Below are 18,432 nucleotides of genomic sequence, written 5' to 3'. Positions count from 1 at the left end.
CTGCGGGTCTCGGTGGCGGACACGCGTACTCCTGTTCGAGCGGGGGAGGGACGGGCGAACGAGCCGGCGGCGCGCCGGACCGGGTCAGGAGTGGTCCCGGTCGGGGCGGCGGCGGAGCAGCAGGTGGGCGCAGAGCATGGCGATCGCGCAGCCGGGTACCCAGGCGAGCTGATACCAGTAGAAGAACGGGACACCGGCCAACTCCGGTCCCCGACGCGCGTACCAGGGCACCCACAGCAGCGCCGTGACCGGTGCCGCGAGGAGGGCGCCGGCCGCGATCCGGCGGGTCGCGCCGGTGCGTCCGACGGCGTGCGGGGGGTTCTCCCCGGTCATGTCGCCTCCTGTGGTCGATGCCGCGGACCGACGGATCGTCGGTCTGTGGAAGAGTTGCGCGGACCGGCGATTCGGTTGACAGCCGATTTCCGGCGGATTCGCGCGCGGTCGCCGATCCCGGGTCCGGTACGCTCGCGCAACCTGTGGGCAAGGGCGCCCACGCGCCGAGGCGGACGGTGACGGATGATCGACGGGGCCACGACGGCCGCCTTCCTGATCGTCGTCGGCGGCGCGTCGCTACTGGCCGTGACCGCGCCGAGGCTGCACCGCAACGACGACCTGCCGTCACTGGAGCGGTGGGCGCTGGCCGATCGTGGTCTGGGGCCGGTGTGGACCTGGTTTCTGCTCGGCGGCACGATCTTCACCGCGTACACCTTCACGGCGGTGCCGGGCCAGGTGTACGGGCGCGGGGCGAGCGCGTTCTTCGCGCTGCCGTACACGGTGATCGTCTGCCCGCTGGCGTTCGTGCTGCTCCCCCGGTTGTGGGCGGTGGCCCGGCGACACGGCTATGTGACGGTGGCGGACTTCGTCCGGGGCCGGTACGGCTCGCCGGCGCTGGCCCTGGTGGTCGCGCTGACCGGGATCCTGGCCACGATGCCGTATCTGGCCCTGCAGGTCCTGGGCATCCGCGCGGTGCTCGCGGCGGCCGGGTTGCAGGCGCACGGGGCGGCCGGGGACGTGGCGATGGTGGCGCTGTTCGCCGGGTTGGCGATCGCCACCTACCGGCACGGGTTGCGGGCGCCGACGGTGATCTCGGCGTTGAAGGGGCCGGCGGTGTTCGTTTCCGCCGCGGTGGCGGTGGGGTTCGTGCTGGCCCGGTTCGGCGGGCCCGGGCCGATGTTCGAGGCGGCCGATCGGCGGCTGGCCCGGTCGGGTCCGGGTGATGCCTCGTTGGTGCTGAGTGCGCATCAGCAGGGCGGGTTCGCCACGCTGGCGCTCGGCTCGGCGCTGGCCCTGCTGCTGTATCCGCACGTGTTGACCGCCGGTTTCGCCGCCGCCGGTCCGCACACGCTGCGCCGGGTGTGCGTGGTGCTGCCCGCCTGGACGGCGGTGCTCGCGATGTTCGGGGTGTTGGGCATCGCCGCGCTGGCGATGGCGGTGGACACGCCGCCGGGCACCGCCGAGGCGGCGGTTCCGCTGCTGGTGGACCGGCTGCTGCCGGCCTTCCCGGCCGGGCTGGTGTTCGGCGCGATCATCGTGGGCGCGCTGGTGCCGGCGGCGGTGATGTCGATCGCGGCGGCGACCTCGTTCACCCGCAACGTCTACGTCGCCTACTTCCAACCCACCGCCACCCCCAGGCGGCAGACCCGGGTGGCCCAGGCGGTGTCGCTGATCGCGAAGGTGGGCGCGGTGGCGTTCGTCTTCGGGCTGCGCGATCAGGCCGCGATCAACCTGCAACTGCTCGGCGGGGTATGGATCCTGCAGATCTTCCCGGCGGTGGTGATCGGCCTGTTCACCCGGCGCCTGCATCATCGGGCGCTGCTCGTCGGCTGGGCGGTGGGCATGCTGGCCGGCACCGTCGCGGTGGTCCGGGAGGGCTTCGTCTCGCTGGTGCGCGTCGAGGTGGGCGGTCACGGCGGGCAGGTGTACGCGGGGCTCGGGGCCCTCGCCCTCAACCTCGCGGTCACCCTGGTCCTGACCGGGGTGTACGACCGGTTCGGCGCGGCGCGCGGCGCGGACACCACGGCGCTGCCCGCACGCCTGGCGCTACGTTCGGCCCTGTGGCGGGCTCCGGGGAAGGGGGCGAACGGTTCGTGAAACGGATCCGACGCGACACCTCCGACGCCGCGCCGCCGACGCACATCCCGGTGCAGGAGGCCGCGCCCTCGGCGCCGCCCGTCGCCTCGGCACAACCGGGCTCCGCGACCCAACCAACCCCGGATCCGGCCGGTTCGGATCGGGAGGTCCAGGTGGCGCGCCTGTTCGACCTGCACTACCCCTCGATGCTCCGGCTCGCCACCCTCCTGGGCGCGGACGACCCGGAGAACATCGTGGCCGAGGCCTATTACGAGATCTACCGCAAGTACCGGAAACTGCGCACCCCCGACGCCGCCGCGGCCTATCTGCGATCGGTGGTCTGCAACCTGACCCGGATGCGAATACGCCACCTCCAGGTCGCCCGCCGACACGTCGAGGACCGGATCGACACGGTGGCCTCGGCGGAGACCTCGGCCCTGCTGCGCGACGACCAGCGTGCGCTGATCCGCGCGCTGCGCGCACTGCCCGCCCGCCAGCGCGAGGCATTGGTACTGCGCCACTGGTTGTGCCTGAAGGAGAAGGAGATCGCGGCGACCATGGGCATCTCGGTCGGTTCGGTCAAAACGCACACCGCGCGTGGGCTGGCCGCGCTCACGCACGCGATGGAGGTACGGCGATGAGCAACTCCCCCGGCGCCGACGGCCGCACGGCCGATTCGCCCGACACCGAGCACCTCCTGCGCGAGGCCCTGGAGGCGCTGGCCGGCGAGGTACACCCGGCCCCCGACGCGTATCGCGCCGCGCACGGCGACTGGCAGCGCCGCGAGCGCCGCCGTCGGCTGATCCTGGCGAGCCTGATCGTCGCCGTCTTCACCCTGGCCGTCGTCCTCGGCCTGCTGGTCCTCAACCACGCCCCCACCGGCCCGGGGCCCATCCCCCACCAACCGCCGTCCCCGTAGCGGTTATCCGGCGCGCGGGCAGACGATCCGTCGCCGGCTCGCGACCGACCGAAGTCTTGTTAGTAAAGTTTCCTAACAAGTATTGACGCGGCGCGCGGCACCTTGGGATCGTCGGGCCGACGGTCGGGCCGGAGCCTGCGTCGGCATCCCACGACGGCGCACTCCCGTCGTGTTCCGGCCCGAACGCGCGCACCACCCTGCCCGGTTCAGGCTCGACGACGATCGGCTCCTCACCACCGGAGGACGACGTGCACCTGCCCCAAGCTCTGCGCCCCAACCGCCGAAGGCCGCCATCCCGGGCCTTCCGACACGCCCTGCCCAGGCCCTCCCGATCCCGCGGATTCGCCGCGATCGCGGCGGTCCTGGCCCTGCTCGCCGCCGTGCTCACGTTCGGCGAAACCGCTTCCGCCGCCGAGGTGTTGCTCTCGCGCGGCAAACCCGCCACCGCCTCCTCGACGGAAAGTTCCTCCTACGGCGCGGCCAAGGCCGTCGACGGCAAGTCCGACACCCGTTGGGCGAGCAAGGAGGGCTCCGGCGCCCAGTGGCTGAGCGTCGACCTCGGCTCCGACGTCCCGATCTCCCGGGTGCGGCTGAGCTGGGAGGACGCCTACGCCAAGGCGTACCGCATCGAGGTCTCGCCCGACGGCGCGTCCTGGACCAAGGTGTATTCCACCTCGGCCGGCGACGGCGGTACGGACGACATCGGTTCCCTGGCCACCCACGGCCGCCACGTGCGCGTATACGCGTCCACCCGCGGCACCGACTACGGCTACTCCCTCTGGGAGTTCGAGGTGTTCGGCGGCGCGAGCGGCCCCGACACCACCGCACCGAGCGCACCCACCTCGCCCAAGGTCACCGGCACCACGCCCACCGGCGTCTCGCTGGCCTGGACCGCCTCCACCGACAACGTCGGCGTGACCGGATACGACATCCTGCGCGACGGCGTCGCGGTCGGCACCAGCGTCGGCACCACCTACACCGACACCGGCCTGACCACGGGCATCTCCTACTCCTACACGATCCGTGCCAAGGACGCGGCCGGCAACCTCTCCGCACCCAGCGCGGCGGTGATCGGCACGCCGCAGGCCGGGAGTTCGTCCTTCACCGTGGCCGCCGCCGGGGACATCTCCGACCCGGGCTGCACCGCGAGCCAGGAGTGCGGCGCCCAGCAGACCGCACGCCGGGTCGAGGCGATCAACCCGGACGAGGTGATCACCCTGGGGGACAACCAATACGACACCGGCAGTCTGTCCGACTACCGCAAGTACTACGACACCACCTGGGGCCGGTTCAAGGCCAAGACCCACCCCGCCCCCGGCAACCACGAGTACGACGACAGCACCCCGGAAGCCGGATACAAGGCCTACTTCGGCGACCGCGCCACCCCCAACGGCACCACCTGGTACAGCTGGGACCGCGGCGGCTGGCACTTCATCGCGCTCGACTCCGAGCAGTCCATGTCCTCCACCTCGGCGCAGATCAAGTGGCTCAAGGCCGACTTGGCGAACAACACGCAAGGTTGCGTGGCCGCCTACTGGCACAAGCCGCTGTACAGTTCCGGCCCGCAGGCGGACAAGGTCAGCCAGACCGCGTGGCAGGTGCTCTACGACGCCCACGCCGACCTGATCCTGAACGGGCACGACCACCTGTACGAGCGCTACGCGCCGCAGAACCCCAAGGCCAAGGCCGATCCCGCCGGCGTGCGTGAACTGCTCGTCGGCACCGGCGGCGCCGATCCCTACGACTTCGAATCCCCGCAGCCCAACAGCGAGAAGCGGGTGACCGGTTCGCCCGCCGTGCTGAAGCTGACCCTCACCGACAGCACCTACTCCGGCCAGCTCGTCCGCTACGACGGCACCCAACTCGACTCCTTCGGTCCGGTCACCTGCCACTGACCCATCCGCCCGGCCTCGGAGGATCGCCCGTGTACATCGCCGCCACCCGGCGCGCGGATCAGGCCGGTGGGCGCACGGCGGTCGGGACGTCGCGGGGATTCACCCGCAACGTCCCGGCCAACGTGCTCGCCCTCGGCGCCGTCAGCCTGGTCACCGACATCTCCGCCGAGATGGTCACCGCGGTACTGCCCACCTACCTCGTCCTGACCCTGGGACTGAGCCCGCTGCAATACGGCCTCCTGGACGGCGGCTGGTTCGGCGTCACCGCCATGGTCCGCCTGCTCGGCGGCCAGATCGCCGACCGCACCCGGCGCCGCAAACTGGTCGCGGGCACCGGGTACGGACTGTCCGCCGTGTGCAAACTCGGCCTGCCGCTGGTCGGTTCCTCCGTCGCCGGGCTCGGCCTGGTCCTGGCGGCGGACCGTACCGGCAAGGGCCTGCGCACCGCGCCACGCGACGCGTTGATCACGCTGAGCACCCCGACCCCGCACCTGGGCCGGGCCTTCGGCGTGCATCGCGCGATGGACACCGTCGGCGCCTTCCTCGGCCCGCTCGCCGCGTTCGCCGTGTTGTGGACCACCCACGACGCCTACGACGCGGTGTTCGTGGTCTCCTTCTGCATCGCCACGTTCGGCGTGCTGCTGTTGATGCTGTACGTCCGCGACCATCGCGAACCGGCGCCGCCCCGGCGCGCGGCCTCGCTCCGGGCCGCGTTCGGCCTGCTGCGCCTGGCACCGTTCCGCCGCACCTGCGTGGCCGCCGCGATGCTGGGCCTGCTCACCGTCGGGGACACGTTCGTCTACCTCGTCCTGCAGCGCGGATTCGACATCCCGCTGCGCTACTTCCCGCTGCTGCCGCTGGGCACCGCCGGGGCGTTCCTGCTGCTCGCCGTGCCGATCGGCCGGCTCGCCGACCGCGTGGGCCGCTTCCGGGTCTTCCTCGGCGGCCACCTCGCGCTGCTCGCCGCCTACCTGGTCGCCGCCGCGCCCACCGGCGGACACGCGTCCGGGACCGCGTCGCGGTGGGCGGTGCTGCTCCTCGTCCTGGGCCTTCAGGGCCTGTTCTACGCGGCCACCGACGGTGTGCTGATGGCCGCGGCCGGGCCGCTGCTGCCGGTGCACCTGCGCACCAGCGGACTGGCCCTGCTGCAGACCGGACAGGCCGGTGCCCGGCTGTTGTCCTCGGTGCTCTTCGGCGCGGCCTGGACCCTGTGGGGCGCGGGCCCCGCGCTCTACGCCATGGGCGCCGGACTGGCCGGCTGCCTGCTCCTGGCCCGGCGGCTGCTGCCGTCGGCCCCGCTCGACCCGGAGGTGACCGGATGAAGCGCGCGCTCGCCCTGGCCCTGGGACTGTTGGTCCTGGTCGGCGTGGCGGTCGGCTACTCGACCTTCGCGGCCGACCGCAACGAGGAGGCGACGGTCGAACGCCGCCCGCTCGACCTCACCGCACGCGGGCGGTTGGTCTTCGTCGACACGAACCGCGCCGGCGGACACCGCACCGTGGCCGACACCGGCCTCGACACCCCCGCCGCCCGGGTCGACAGCGGCCTGCGCTGCGAACGTTTCGCCGTCGGCGCGGGCACCGGCGTCTGCCTCCAGACCCGGGGCGGCCCGCTGCCCGGCACCGACGCGTTGATCGTCGACGCGAACACCAACGTCAAACGCCGTATCGAACTCGCGGGCACCCCCAGCCGGGCCCGGGTCTCGGCGAGCGGGAACATGGTGTCGTGGACGGTGTTCGTCTCCGGCGAGTCGTACAACAAGACCGGTTTCTCCACCTGGACCGGCATCCTGGACACCCGCACCGACTACACCCTGATCAACATCGAGGCCATCCCGTTGACCGTCGACGGCAAGCCCTACCACTCCCCCGACGTCAACTACTGGGGCGTCACCTTCGCCGCCGACGACAACCGCTTCTATGCCACGGTCGGCACGAAGGGCCACACCTACCTGGTCGAGGGCGACTACGCCAACTGGGAGGCGCACACCATCCGCGACGGCGTCGAATGCCCGTCCCTGTCCCCCGACGGCACCCGCATCGCCTTCAAGAAGCGCTCCGGCAAGTCCACGTGGCGACTGCACGTCCTGGATCTGGCCACGATGCGCGAAACCCCATTGGCCGAACACGCGAACGTCGACGACCAGGCCGCCTGGCTCGACGACAACACCGTGATGTACGGCCGAGACCGCAACATCTACGCCGTCCCGGCCGACGGAACGGGCGCCCCGCGCCTGCTCGTCACGAAGGGGGCGTCACCGACACTGCTGCGCTGACGGGTGGCCGGGGTCGGTCACGGCGCCGGCAACACTCGTACCCAGGTGCGGTGTTCGTCCAGGTAGGCGTCCACCACCAGGTCGGAGCCGGCGAGGGCCGCCTCGAACTGCGGATCCGTGAGCGGCCGGGAGCGGAACTCGTGCGCCCACCGCATGCCGTCGAACTCGTACTCGATCCGCATCGCGTTGACCCCGTCGCCGAGCGGCTCGGCGGCGAGGATGTGCACGGCGCCCCGGGGGTGTTCGTTGACCCGGGGCAACTCGTCGTGCCAGCCGCGGCCTTCGCGCTGGATGAGCACCACCCCGTCGTCGGCCACATGGTTGCGACAGGTGTCGAGCATCGCCTTGCGGACCTCGGCCTCGGCCTGGTGCACGAGGTAGGAACCCAACAACACGACGTCGAAACGCTCGTCGAGCCGCAGATCCTCGATGGTGGACAACACCGTCTTCGCCCCGCGCACCCGATCGAGCATCTCCGGCGACTCGTCCACCGCCGTCACCTCCCACCCCCGCTCGACCATGGCATGGGTCACCCGTCCGGCCCCGCACCCGAGTTCGAGCAGTGTGCGCGCCCCCTCCCGGGCCCCGAGCGCGATCATGTCCGGCTCCTCGCGCACCGGCAACATCCCGTACATCTCCACGGCACACCCGTCCGGGGTGAACGCCCCGGGCCCCTCACCGCGAAATCCCTCACGAATACGCGCCATGACCGATCCCCTTCCCCCGAACGACCCCCGGCCGCCCACGAAACGGACACCAACCCGCCCACCCAAACCGCTGTCACCCGGGACTGTCAACGGTTTGCAGACCGTGCCGGCCGATCAACAGCGTTCCGAGCGGGGTGCGTTCGTGGCGGACCGCGCGACCGATGCGGGTGGTGGTGATCAGGCCGGCGGCGCGTAGGGCCGCGGTGTGTTCGGAGACGGTGGCGTTGCTCACCCGCAGGCGGCGGGCGAGGTCGCCGGTGGTGTGGCCGACGGCCAGCACGCACAGGATGTCGGTGCGGGTTCGGCCGAGCACCGCCGCGAGTGCTTCCGCGGTGTCGGCCGGGCCGGTGGGAGTCGGCGGCAGGCCGGGGCCGGCGGGGTAGGTGACGGCCACCGGGCGGTCGGGCAGTTCGGAGATCAGCGGGTATCCGCTCCAGTGGAAGGTGGGCTGGAGCAGCAGACCGCGCCCGCCCAGCGGGATCTCCCGGGCGGCGGGGCCGGCGAACTCCCAGACGTCCTCGTGCAGTCGGCTGCCGGGGACGAGGTCGGCGAGGGTCGGGCCGAGGCCGTGCTCGGCCATGCCCAGGGCGTGGCGGGTGAATTCGGCCCGATGCAGGTCCTGGACCACGGACCACACCGGGGCCAACACCGCCTCGTAGGCGGCGTGCTGGGCCCGGCGCAGGATCCGCCAGGAGTGCTCGTCACCGCGGTGCAGATCGCGGATCCACGCCGGCGCGGCGGTCGGGTGCGGGGCGTACACCCGTTCCAGTTCGGCCCGCACCGTCTCGGGGCGGGTGGCACGGATCGTGTCCAGGCCCTCGGTCAGCGAGTCGGCGAACTCGTCGAGGAAATTCGGCGCCACCGGACCCGGCACCAGGTCCCCGAACGGTTCGGCCGCCGCCGGCAGAGCCCGGAGCAGGCGTTGTCGCCAGGTGCCGAGCAGGAGCGCCTCGTCCGGGCGGAACATGCGCATCAGGGCCACGTTCAGCTCCAGCAGCGGGGCCGGCCGCGGCGCGAACCTGATCCGGCCGAAGTCCGCGGCGGTGAATCGGATCCGGAGCATTACCCCTCCTGTCGGTGCGGCGCCATCCTTTCGGCCTCGGCCGCAAACCTCGTGTGCGGCTCCCCTCGGATGCCAACCTTCGGGTCCTGCCCCGACTTCGGCCACACGCCCGCCGAAGCCGCAATTATGCAGGTCACCGGGCACTCCGGGGGACCCGGGTAGGGCGACACGAGGAGGATCCATGGTGCACGAAGCAGGTCCCGCGATCGGTCGGCGAAGCATCCTCGGGGCGGCGATACCGGCCGCCGCGCTGCTCTTCGCGGGCGGCGTGGTCCGGGCCCGGCCCGCGCGGGCACAGTCGGGCGGCGCGGACCCGTCGGTGCCCGGCGAGCTGCGACTGCCCGCGCCGACCGGCCCGCATCCGGTCGGCACGACCACGCTGTATCTGGTCGATCGTTCCCGCACCGACCCGTGGGAGCCGATCGCGGTCCGGGAGATGATGATCACCCTGTACTACCCGGCGCGCGGTGTGGCCGGACGGACCGTCGCGGCGCAGCTACCCGAGGCCGCCGCGCGGGAGTTCGCCGTGGCCGGTCCGCTGAGCCATCCGCAGTTGCCGTCGACGGGGGTGGACTGGGCGGCCACCCGTACCCACTCCTACATCGACGCACCCGCGCAGACCACGCGGCGCCCCGTGCTGCTGTACAGCCCCGGCGGCGGCGATCCGCGCGGGATGGGCACCGGGCTCGCCGAGGAACTGGCGAGCCGGGGCTACGTGGTGGTGACCATGGACCACCCGGGGGACGCCGCGGTGGTGGAGTTCCCGGTCGACCTGGCGGGGCGGGACCGGGTGCGGTGGACCGTGTTCCGGTTCGATCCCCGCAACGATCCCACGATCGCCGACACGATGATCGACACGCGGATCGCGGACACGAAGTTCGTCCTAGAGCAGGTGGCCGTGCTCGCCGCGGGCGGCAACCCGGACCCGACCGGCCGCCCGCTCCCGGCGGATCTGCACCGGGTGTTGGATCACCGCCGGGTGGGTGTGTACGGCCACTCGGCGGGCGGCACCACCGCGGCCGAGACGATGGCCGAGGACCGCCGTGTCGCCGCCGCGATCAACCTGGAGGGCTATCTGGACCATCCGCCCCGGGTGCCCGGGCAGGTGGGCGAGTTGTACCCCGTCGCCCGCGACGGGGCCGATCGGCCGCTGTTGCTGATCGACACCGACGGCTTCCCGGAGCACGCCGTGTTGGAGCGTTCCTGGTCGGCGCTGCTCGACCGCTCCGGCCACCCGATTCCCCGGCGGCGGATGCGCTCGTCGGCGCACTCCGTATTCACCGACTACGCGGCCATCGCGCCGCAGTTGGTGGCGTCGGGCCGGATGACGCCGACCGACCGCGACACGCTGGTCGGCGCGATCGCCCCGACCCGGTCGATTCCCACGGTCCGCCGGCACGTACACGGGTTCTTCGCCCGACACCTGCCGACGCGCTGACGCCGCACGCCCGCCGGTGCACCGATGACCGGCCTGCCGGTACGCCGGTGCGCCGACCCCGGCGCCGATCACGCGCCGGGGTCGCCCCGCCCGGGTCGGCCACGCGCCGGCCCGGGTCACCGCCTTGCCGTCGATCGGGAGCCGTTCAGGACGTGCGGCGACGCGCGTCCGGCTCCTCGACCCAGTCCATCGTCCGGTCCACCGCCTTGCGCCAGTTGCGGTAGCCGCGCTCGCGCGTGGCCTCGTCCATCCGCGAGGTCCACTCCGCCGCGCGGTGCCAGTTCGCCCGCAGCGAGTCGAGGTCGGGCCAGTAGCCGACCGCGAGACCCGCGGCGTACGCGGCGCCGAGCGCGGTGGTCTCGGCGACGAACGGGCGGGCGACGGGAGCGTCGAGCACGTCCGCGATGGTCTGCATGAGCAGGTTGTTGGCGGTCATCCCGCCGTCCACCTTGAGCGTGGCCAACTCGACGCCCGAGTCGCGCTCCATCGCGTCCACCACCTCCCGGGTCTGCCACGCGGTGGCCTCCAGGACGGCCCGGGCGATGTGCCCCTTGTTCACGTAGGCGGTCAGCCCCGCGATCACCCCGCGCGCGTCCGAGCGCCAGTACGGCGCGAACAACCCGGAGAAGGCGGGCACGAAGTAGGCGCCGCCGTTGTCCTCCACGGTCAGCGCCAGCGTCTCGATCTCCGCCGCGGTGGCGATCAGCCCCATCTGGTCGCGCATCCACTGCACCAGCGAGCCGGTGACCGCGATCGAGCCCTCGAGCGCGTAGACCGGGGCGTCCTTGCCCAGCCGGTAGCCGACCGTGCTGAGCAGCCCGTGGTGCGACTGCACGATCCGCGGCCCGGTGTTGATCAGCAGGAAACTCCCCGTGCCGTAGGTGCTCTTGGCCTCGCCGGGTTCGAAGCAGGTCTGGCCGAACAGCGCGGCCTGCTGGTCGCCGAGCGCGGAAGCGACGGGCACGCCCTCCAGGACCCCCTTCGCGGTGCCGTACACCTCGGCGGAGGAGCGGATCTCGGCCAGCACCGAACGCGGCACTTCCATCGCGCGCAGGATCCGGTCGTCCCAGTCCAGCGTCTCCAGGTTCATCAGCATCGTGCGCGAGGCGTTGGTGACGTCCGTGACATGCACGCCGCCGTCCGGGCCGCCGGTGAGGTTCCACACCACCCACGACTCCATCGTGCCGAACAGGATGTCGCCCCGGTCGGCCCGCTCGCGCAGCCCCTCGACGTTGTCGAGCAGCCAGCGGATCTTGGGGCCGGCGAAGTAGCTCGCCAGCGGGAGGCCGGTCTCCACCCGGAATCGGTCCTGGCCGACGTTGCCGCCCAGTTCGCGACACAGCGCGTCGGTGCGGGTGTCCTGCCACACGATGGCGTTGTGTACCGGGACCCCGGTATGGCGATCCCACAACACGGTCGTCTCGCGCTGGTTGGTGATGCCGAGCGCGCGGATCTGGTCCCGCCGCAGGCCGGCCCGGTCCAGCGCGCCGGCGACGACCGCCTGCACCACGCTCCAGATCTCGGCGGCGTCGTGCTCGACCCACCCCGGGCGCGGGAAGATCTGCCGGTGCTCGCGCTGGTCGACGGCGACGATCCGGCCGTCGGCGCCGAAGATGATGCAGCGGCTGGACGTGGTGCCCTGGTCGATCGCGGCGATGTACGTGTCGGACATGGCTCCTCTTCCGAAGGATCCGAGCGTGGGAGTCGGGTGGGGTGGGGGACGGTCAGAAGGCGAGACGGTACAGGCCGCCGGCCGCGAGCCCGCCCAGCGTCGGGCCGACCACCGGCACCCACGCGTAGGACCAGTCCGAGCCGCCCTTGCCGGGGATCGGCAGGAACGAGTGGGCCAGGCGCGGCCCGAGGTCGCGGACCGGGTTGATCGCGTAGCCGGTCGGGCCGCCCAGGGACAGCCCGATGCCGACCACCAGGAGCGCGGTGATCAGTACGCCGGTGCCGGACAGCGCGAGCCCGTTGGTCAGGCCCTGGGTGAGGATGACGATGACCAGCACCATGGTGGCGATCGTCTCGGTGATCACGTTCTGGATCGGGTGGCGGATCTCCGGCGCGGTGGCGAACACCCCGAGTACCGGCTCGCCGTGTTCCCGGAACTGGCCGAGATAGGTCGCCCAGGCCAGCACGGCGCCGATCACCGCCCCGGTGAACTGCCCGGCCAGGTACAGCGGCACCTTGTCCCACTCTCCCGTCTTGACCGCGATCCCGAGCGTGACCGCGGGATTGAGGTGCGCACCGGACAGGGACACGCTCGCATACGCGCCGGCCAGAACCGCGAAGCCCCAGCCGAAGGTGATCGCCAACCAGCCGGCGTGTTGTGCCTTGGACCGGTTGAGCGTCACCGCGGCGCACACACCGACGCCGAGTAGCACCAGGATGGACGTACCCAAGGTCTCGCCGACGAAGATGTCGCCGTTCGTCATCACTGAGCCCCTTCGTGAATGACACCGGTTGGCCGGCGGCGGGATGCGACGCCGGAATGGACACGGCGCCGGACGACACACGGCGCACCCACGGGAGCGCACCGGTCACAGCGGTCGGCCGGCCCGGTTCGGTCTGCGGGATGACTACGACTGGTGTTCGGGACCGGTACTCGATCGGTCCTCGACGGGTATTCGACTGGTATTCGACATTGACGACCGCTGTCCGGCAGTGTTCTCTGCGGGTTGCGCCGCCGTCAAGAGTCGGTGAACATCTCGCCTTCGACTCACCCGACGGGCCCTGCGGCGCACGGGGCGGGCGCGGACCCGGCCGGCGTGTCCACGACCGCTGTTCTACATTGCCAACCTGATCTTCGACGGAGGAGTCGGTATGCCCGGTCCCATCCAGTCGCTGGAACGCGCAGCGGCGATCCTGCGGTTGCTCGCCGGCGGCGAACGGCGCTTCGGCCTGAGCGAGGTCGCGACCACCCTGGGTCTGGCGAAGGGCACCGCGCACGGCATCCTGCGCACGCTCCACCAGGAGGGGTTCGTGGAGCAGGACCCCAAGAGCGGCAAGTACCAGCTCGGCGCCGAGCTGCTGCGGCTGAGCAGTTCCTACCTGGACGTGCACGAGTTGCGTGCCCGGGCCCTGGTCTGGGCGGACGATCTGGCCCGCGGCACCGGGGAGAGCGTGCGGATCGGCGTGTTGCACAAGGGCGGCGTGCTGGTGATCCACCACGTCTTCCGGCCGGACGACAGCCGCCAAGTGCTGGAGATAGGCGCGATGTTGCCGCTGCACTCCACCGCGTGGGGCAAGGTCCTGCTCGCCCTCGATCCGGCCGCGCGCGCGGAGTTGGACGAGACCGACGCGGTCGCCTTCACCGCCCGCACGATCACCGACCCGGCGGCGATGGACGCGGAGAGCGTCACGGTGCGCGAACGCGGTTGGGCGGGCGACATCGAGGAATCGGTCCTGGGCCTGGCCGGGATCGCCGCGCCGATCCGCGACCGGCGCGGCACCCCGGTGGGCGCGGTGGGCATCAGCGGCGCCGTCGAACGTATCGTCGCCGACGGCGCCCCGCGGCCCACCCTGGTCGCCGCGGTCCGCGACGCGGCCCGCGCCATCTCGCGCGATCTGGGCGCGTCGTTCCCGTACTGAGTCGGCGCGCATCGCCTTCGCGACGCGACCCGGCTTCGGCGCGCCCGTTCGGTCCCCCGTCTCGACCGGGCGTACTTGACGCTGCCCCGCGTGGCCGGAAAACTGTCGTTCATCGTTCGACAATGCCGACCGCATAGGTTGGGTTTGGGACTCGTCCCGCCCGCACCGTAGTAGCCGGCCGAGTGGAAATGAGACGCGTGATGAGCACCGCCACGGATCCGACCGTCCCCGCACGCGCCCACAGCCGGGCCGAACTCTCGCGCGGCACCCACGACCTGCTCGTCATCGGCGGCGGCATCCTCGGCACGGCGGTGGCCTGGACCGCGGCCCAGACCGGCCTGCGGGTGGCCATGGTCGACGCCGGCGACTTCGCCGGCGCCACCTCGTCCGCGTCCTCCAAACTGGTCCACGGCGGCCTGCGCTACCTCCAGACCGGCAACCTCAAGCTGGTCGCCGAGAACCACCGCGAACGCCGCACCCTGGCCCGCGACGTCGCCCCGCACCTGGTCCGCCCGCTGTCCTTCCTGGTTCCGGTCTACAAGGACGGCCCGCACGGCTCGGCCAAACTCGGCGCCGGCGTCTTCCTCTACTCGGCCCTGTCCGCGTTCGGCGACGGCATGGGCAAGGTGATCGGCCCCGACAACGCGCTCGAACTCGTCCCGGCCCTGCGCAAGGAGGGCCTGCGCCGCGCCGCGGTGTACGGCGACCACCAGATGAACGACAGCCGGGTCGCGGTGACCACGGTGCGCGCCGCGGTCGAGGCGGGCGCGGTGGTGCTCAACCACGCCGAGGTGGTCGCCCTGCGCAAGGACGCCGGCGGCCGGGTCACCGGCGCCGAACTGCGCGACCGCCTCGACGGCGCCGAATTCGGGGTGAACGCGCGCGTTGTGCTCAACGCCACCGGCCCGTGGGTGGACCACCTGCGCCGGATGGAGGACCCGGCCGCCGAGCCGAGCATCCGGCTCTCCAAGGGCGTACACCTCGTCCTGCGCCAACAGCAGCCGTGGCGCGCGGCGTTGACCATCCCCATCGACAAGTACCGGGTGTCCTTCGCCATCCCGTGGGAGGAGCACCTGCTGCTCGGCACCACCGACGAGGCGTACGAGGGCGACCCCGGCAAGGTCTCGCCGACCGAGGCCGATATCGCGCAGATCCTGGACGAGGCGGGCAACGCCGTCGACCCGGACCAACTGCGCCGCGAGGACATCACCTACGCCTTCGCCGGCCTGCGGGTACTGCCGGGCGGGGCCGGCGCCACCAGCGAGGCCAAGCGCGAGACGGTGGTCAGCGAGGGGCGCGGCGGCATGTTGTCGGTGGCGGGCGGCAAGTGGACCACCTACCGGCACATCGGCCGCACCGTCATGGACAAGCTGGCCAAGGCCGGCGTGGTGGCACTGGAGCAGGACATGGCCACCCCGCTGCGCCGGGTGGCGCTGCCGGGTTCGGCCAACCCCGAGGCGGTGGCCCACCGGCTGCTCGGCGAGGCCACCGCGGAGGACGGCGTCGACCCGGCGGTGGCCCGACACCTGGCCTCGCACTACGGCAACCTGGCCTACGACCTGGCCGCGATGGTGCGCGCCGACCGCTCGCTCGGCGAGCGCATCCACCCCGACGGGCCGGACATCTGGGCCCAGGCCGCCTACGCCCGCGACCACGAGTGGGCAATGACGGTGGACGACGTGCTGCGCCGGCGAACCACGGTGACCATCCGCGGCCTGGACACTCCCGAGGTGCGGGCCCGGGTCGAGGACCTGCTGGCGGCCAAGCCACACTGATCCGCATCACCTTCCTCGGAACTCGTCCGGCGATTTCCGTTATCCGCGTCGATCCTCGGCATCTCCCTGGTGGGGATGGACGGGAGTGGGCCCGTCACGCCGGTCGAGAAAGCGGAAGTGGCTACGTGGAGATCGAGCACGACACCGCCCTGGTCGTCGCCGCCCGGGGCGGTGACCTGCGCGCCCGGGACGAACTGGTCGCGGCCTGGCTGCCGTTGATCTACAACATCGTCGGCCGGGCCCTCGACGGGCACGCGGACGTCGACGACGTGGTGCAGGAGACCATGGTCGACGCGCTCACCGGCCTCGGCGGGCTGCGCGACCCCGAGCGTTTCCGGTCCTGGCTGGTGGCCATCGCGATCAACCGGATCCGCCGCCGGCACGCCCGCCGCGCGTTCACCGCCCCGCTGGACGAAGTGGCCGGACACGCCGACCCCGGCTCCGACTTCGCGAACCTGACGATCCTGCGGCTGGGCCTGTCCGGCCAGCGTCGCGATGTGGCGACCGCGACCGGGTGGCTGGACCCGGACACCCGCGAACTGCTCGCGCTGTGGTGGCTGGAGGCGGCCGGTACGCTCACCCGGGTCGAACTCGCCGCCGCCCTGGACCTGCCCGCCACGCACGCGGCGGTCCGGGTACAGCGAATGAAGGAGCAGCTGGAGGCGGCCCGGGTGGTGGTCCGCGCGCTGGCCGCCACACCGCGCTGCACGGAGCTGTCCGCGCTGCTCGCCGACTGGAACGGAAGCCCGACCCCCCTGTGGCGCAAGCGCATCACCCGCCACGCCCGCACGTGCCGGACCTGCGGCGACCACCGCCGCGGCCTCGCCCCGGTCGAGGGCCTACTCGCGGGCCTGGCCCTGCTGCCGCCGACGGTAACGCTGTGGCACCTGTGCACGGGGGCGGGGACGGCCACGGCAACGGCCGGGGCGATGGGCCCGGCGGGGGCCGCGAGTTCGGGCGGCGCGGCGGGCTCGGGCGACGCTTCCGGCGCGGCGGGCTCGGGCGGTGCCACGGACCCGGGCGGCGCTTCCGGTGCCGGCACCGGGCCCGATGGCGGGGTGGCCGCCCACGCCGACCTTCGGCCGGCTCGTCGGCTCCGGCATACCGCCACGATCGCCGCCGTCGCGCTCGTCCTCGTCGTACTGGCCGCCGTCGTCCTCCTCGACCGACCCCATCACGACACACCGGCCCGGGGCGCGGCCGGCCCGACACCGGTCGCCGCGACGCCGCCCCCGCCGCCCTCACCGCTGCCGGCCACGACCCCACCCCCGTCGCCGAGCACCGAGCCGTCCGCCGCAACCACACCGCCGCCCACGACCCGCTCGACCGCCCCCGTCGACACCCGCGCCCGGCTCGAACGCGCCGTCGTCGACCTGGTGAACGCCGCGCGCGCCGAGCACGGCTGCGCCCCGGTGCGAGTCGACGACCGCCTCCGTACCGCCGCCCGCAAACACTCCGACGACATGGCGGTCCGACGCTTCTACGACCACGTCAACCCCGACGGAGTGCACGCCGACGCCCGGATCACCGCCGCCGGATACCGGTGGCGGCTGTGGGGCGAGAACCTGAATCGGGGCCGACCCGACGCCGCACACGTCGTCGACGAGTGGCTGGGCAGCCCGGCGCACCGGGCGAACATCCTCGATTGCGGCTTCACCGACCTCGGCGTCGGCGTCACGGTCGGCCCCGGCGGCACGACCTTCTGGACACAACTCTTCGCGGCACCGGCCTGATCGGCGACCGGCCGGAAAAAAACCGCGCCGATTTCCGTTATCCCCGCGCCCGCCCCGGCTCTCCCAGGTGTCACCGGCGTTCCGGCCGGTCGACGAGCCGTAGCCTCCGAGGAGCCACCCAGCGTGCAGCACCCCAAGCACTCGCAGCACCCCATGCACCCGAAGCACTCCACGCACCGCAAGCGCCCCGCACACCGCCACCGCCGAGCCGTCACCACGGCCGTGGCCGCCGCCCTGGCCGCGCTCGTCGTGGCCGGCTGCGGATCCGCCGAACACCACGACGGCGCAAGCCGATCGGCCGCCCCGCGCGCCACCGTCCCGGCCGCCGACCCCACCGCATCGGCAACGCCCTCCGCGACGACCCCACCCTCGACCGGCAACCCGACCCCCTCCGGCGGCACCAACCCGAGCAGCACCGCCCCGTCGACCCGCAAGCCCGCCCCGTCCACCACCACGAGTCGCCCCGGCACCGACGCCAAGTCCGGGACCGGAGCCGGCACTCGCCCCACCACCGCGTCCGCCGCCGATGGCCCGCCCGGAGCCAACCCCACCGTGCGCGGCAACCGCCCGCCCTCGCAGTCGATCACCGATGCCGAGGCCATGTCGCTGGAACTGCTCAACGCCGAACGGGCGAAGGTCGGCCTGCCGCCGCTGCGCGCGAGCGCCGACCTGAGCGCCTTCGCCCGCACCTGGGCCGCGCACATGCGCCGCAACGGCTTCGCCCACTCCGGCCGCGAGGCCGACGCGCTGGTCACCGGCCGGCGTACCGGGGTGGCCGAGAACATCGTGATGTGGGGCGACCCGGCCCTGACCGCCCGCCAGGCCGCCGAGAAGTTCCAGGACATGTGGCGGCACAGCCCGGGTCACTACCGCAACCAGACCGACCCCTCCCACACGGAGGCGGGTATCGGCGTATTCCACGACGAGAGCGGCTGGTGGGGCGTGCACGAGTTCGCCAACGGCTGA

Annotated in this window: 16 protein-coding genes; 11 read left to right on the top strand and 5 right to left on the bottom strand. The window is 72.6% G+C overall.

The window, feature by feature from the left end; genetic code table 11:
• Positions 1 to 84: 84 nt before the first annotated feature.
• On the bottom strand, positions 85 to 333 hold the full coding sequence (locus tag ACFXKZ_RS18980; protein WP_380001828.1) for a DUF3311 domain-containing protein: 249 nt from the start codon (positions 331 to 333) through the stop codon (positions 85 to 87).
• Between the two features lie 183 nt (positions 334 to 516).
• Here ACFXKZ_RS18980 and ACFXKZ_RS18975 point away from each other — a divergent pair, with 183 nt between their 5' ends.
• The 6 genes from ACFXKZ_RS18975 to ACFXKZ_RS18950 all read left to right on the top strand — a co-directional run bounded on the left by ACFXKZ_RS18975 (position 517) and on the right by ACFXKZ_RS18950 (position 7,159).
• Complete coding sequence (locus tag ACFXKZ_RS18975) at positions 517 to 2,091, top strand: sodium:solute symporter (RefSeq protein WP_380001826.1); 1,575 nt, start codon at positions 517 to 519, stop codon at positions 2,089 to 2,091.
• A complete protein-coding gene (locus ACFXKZ_RS18970) occupies positions 2,088 to 2,711 on the top strand; it encodes a sigma-70 family RNA polymerase sigma factor (RefSeq protein ID WP_380001824.1) in 624 nt (207 codons plus the stop codon). Before ACFXKZ_RS18975 ends, ACFXKZ_RS18970 begins: the two co-directional genes overlap by 4 nt.
• Positions 2,708 to 2,989: a hypothetical protein gene (locus tag ACFXKZ_RS18965; protein ID WP_380001822.1), complete on the top strand. Its 282-nt coding sequence runs from the start codon at positions 2,708 to 2,710 to the stop codon at positions 2,987 to 2,989. Before ACFXKZ_RS18970 ends, ACFXKZ_RS18965 begins: the two co-directional genes overlap by 4 nt.
• 248 nt (positions 2,990 to 3,237) lie before the next feature.
• Positions 3,238 to 4,884 (top strand): discoidin domain-containing protein, encoded by a 1,647-nt coding sequence (locus ACFXKZ_RS18960; protein WP_380001820.1) that lies wholly within the window; start codon positions 3,238 to 3,240, stop codon positions 4,882 to 4,884.
• A gap of 29 nt (positions 4,885 to 4,913) precedes the next feature.
• Positions 4,914 to 6,206 (top strand): MFS transporter, encoded by a 1,293-nt coding sequence (locus ACFXKZ_RS18955; protein ID WP_380001818.1) that lies wholly within the window; start codon positions 4,914 to 4,916, stop codon positions 6,204 to 6,206.
• Positions 6,203 to 7,159 carry a hypothetical protein gene (locus ACFXKZ_RS18950; RefSeq protein WP_380001816.1) on the top strand — a complete coding sequence of 319 codons (957 nt, stop codon included), beginning with the start codon at positions 6,203 to 6,205 and terminating at the stop codon, positions 7,157 to 7,159. Before ACFXKZ_RS18955 ends, ACFXKZ_RS18950 begins: the two co-directional genes overlap by 4 nt.
• Positions 7,160 to 7,176: 17 nt before the next feature.
• Here the strand turns inward: ACFXKZ_RS18950 and ACFXKZ_RS18945 are convergent, their stop codons facing one another.
• Both ACFXKZ_RS18945 and ACFXKZ_RS18940 read right to left on the bottom strand, forming a co-directional pair.
• A complete protein-coding gene (locus ACFXKZ_RS18945) occupies positions 7,177 to 7,866 on the bottom strand; it encodes a class I SAM-dependent methyltransferase (protein WP_380001814.1) in 690 nt (229 codons plus the stop codon).
• Between the two features lie 73 nt (positions 7,867 to 7,939).
• Positions 7,940 to 8,929 carry an ArsR/SmtB family transcription factor gene (locus ACFXKZ_RS18940; protein ID WP_380001812.1) on the bottom strand — a complete coding sequence of 330 codons (990 nt, stop codon included), beginning with the start codon at positions 8,927 to 8,929 and terminating at the stop codon, positions 7,940 to 7,942.
• 181 nt (positions 8,930 to 9,110) lie between these two features.
• On the opposite strand from ACFXKZ_RS18940, the gene ACFXKZ_RS18935 reads away from it, so the two are divergent.
• Positions 9,111 to 10,367, top strand: a complete 1,257-nt coding sequence (locus ACFXKZ_RS18935) for an alpha/beta hydrolase (RefSeq protein WP_380001810.1) — start codon at positions 9,111 to 9,113, stop codon at positions 10,365 to 10,367.
• Positions 10,368 to 10,512: 145 nt separating this feature from the next.
• Here ACFXKZ_RS18935 and glpK read toward each other — a convergent pair whose 3' ends face one another.
• A complete protein-coding gene (gene glpK / locus ACFXKZ_RS18930; protein ID WP_380001808.1) occupies positions 10,513 to 12,039 on the bottom strand; it encodes a glycerol kinase GlpK in 1,527 nt (508 codons plus the stop codon).
• Between the two features lie 52 nt (positions 12,040 to 12,091).
• Positions 12,092 to 12,802 carry an MIP/aquaporin family protein gene (locus ACFXKZ_RS18925; protein WP_380001806.1) on the bottom strand — a complete coding sequence of 237 codons (711 nt, stop codon included), beginning with the start codon at positions 12,800 to 12,802 and terminating at the stop codon, positions 12,092 to 12,094.
• Between the two features lie 388 nt (positions 12,803 to 13,190).
• On the opposite strand from ACFXKZ_RS18925, the gene ACFXKZ_RS18920 reads away from it, so the two are divergent.
• The 4 genes from ACFXKZ_RS18920 to ACFXKZ_RS18905 all read left to right on the top strand — a co-directional run bounded on the left by ACFXKZ_RS18920 (position 13,191) and on the right by ACFXKZ_RS18905 (position 18,432).
• Positions 13,191 to 13,958 carry an IclR family transcriptional regulator gene (locus tag ACFXKZ_RS18920; protein ID WP_380001804.1) on the top strand — a complete coding sequence of 256 codons (768 nt, stop codon included), beginning with the start codon at positions 13,191 to 13,193 and terminating at the stop codon, positions 13,956 to 13,958.
• A 200-nt stretch (positions 13,959 to 14,158) separates the two neighbouring features.
• Complete coding sequence (locus tag ACFXKZ_RS18915) at positions 14,159 to 15,733, top strand: FAD-dependent oxidoreductase (protein ID WP_380001802.1); 1,575 nt, start codon at positions 14,159 to 14,161, stop codon at positions 15,731 to 15,733.
• 125 nt (positions 15,734 to 15,858) lie between these two features.
• Positions 15,859 to 17,466, top strand: coding sequence for a sigma-70 family RNA polymerase sigma factor (locus tag ACFXKZ_RS18910; protein WP_380001800.1), 1,608 nt, complete (start codon positions 15,859 to 15,861; stop codon positions 17,464 to 17,466).
• 123 nt (positions 17,467 to 17,589) lie between these two features.
• Positions 17,590 to 18,432: a CAP domain-containing protein gene (locus ACFXKZ_RS18905; RefSeq protein ID WP_380001798.1), complete on the top strand. Its 843-nt coding sequence runs from the start codon at positions 17,590 to 17,592 to the stop codon at positions 18,430 to 18,432.

It is taken from the genome of Embleya sp. NPDC059237, from assembly GCF_042754105.1.
Lineage (GTDB): Bacteria > Actinomycetota > Actinomycetes > Streptomycetales > Streptomycetaceae > Embleya.
The sequence above is the reverse complement of the archived record's forward strand: the minus strand, read 5'-3'. Positions and strand labels throughout refer to the sequence as shown.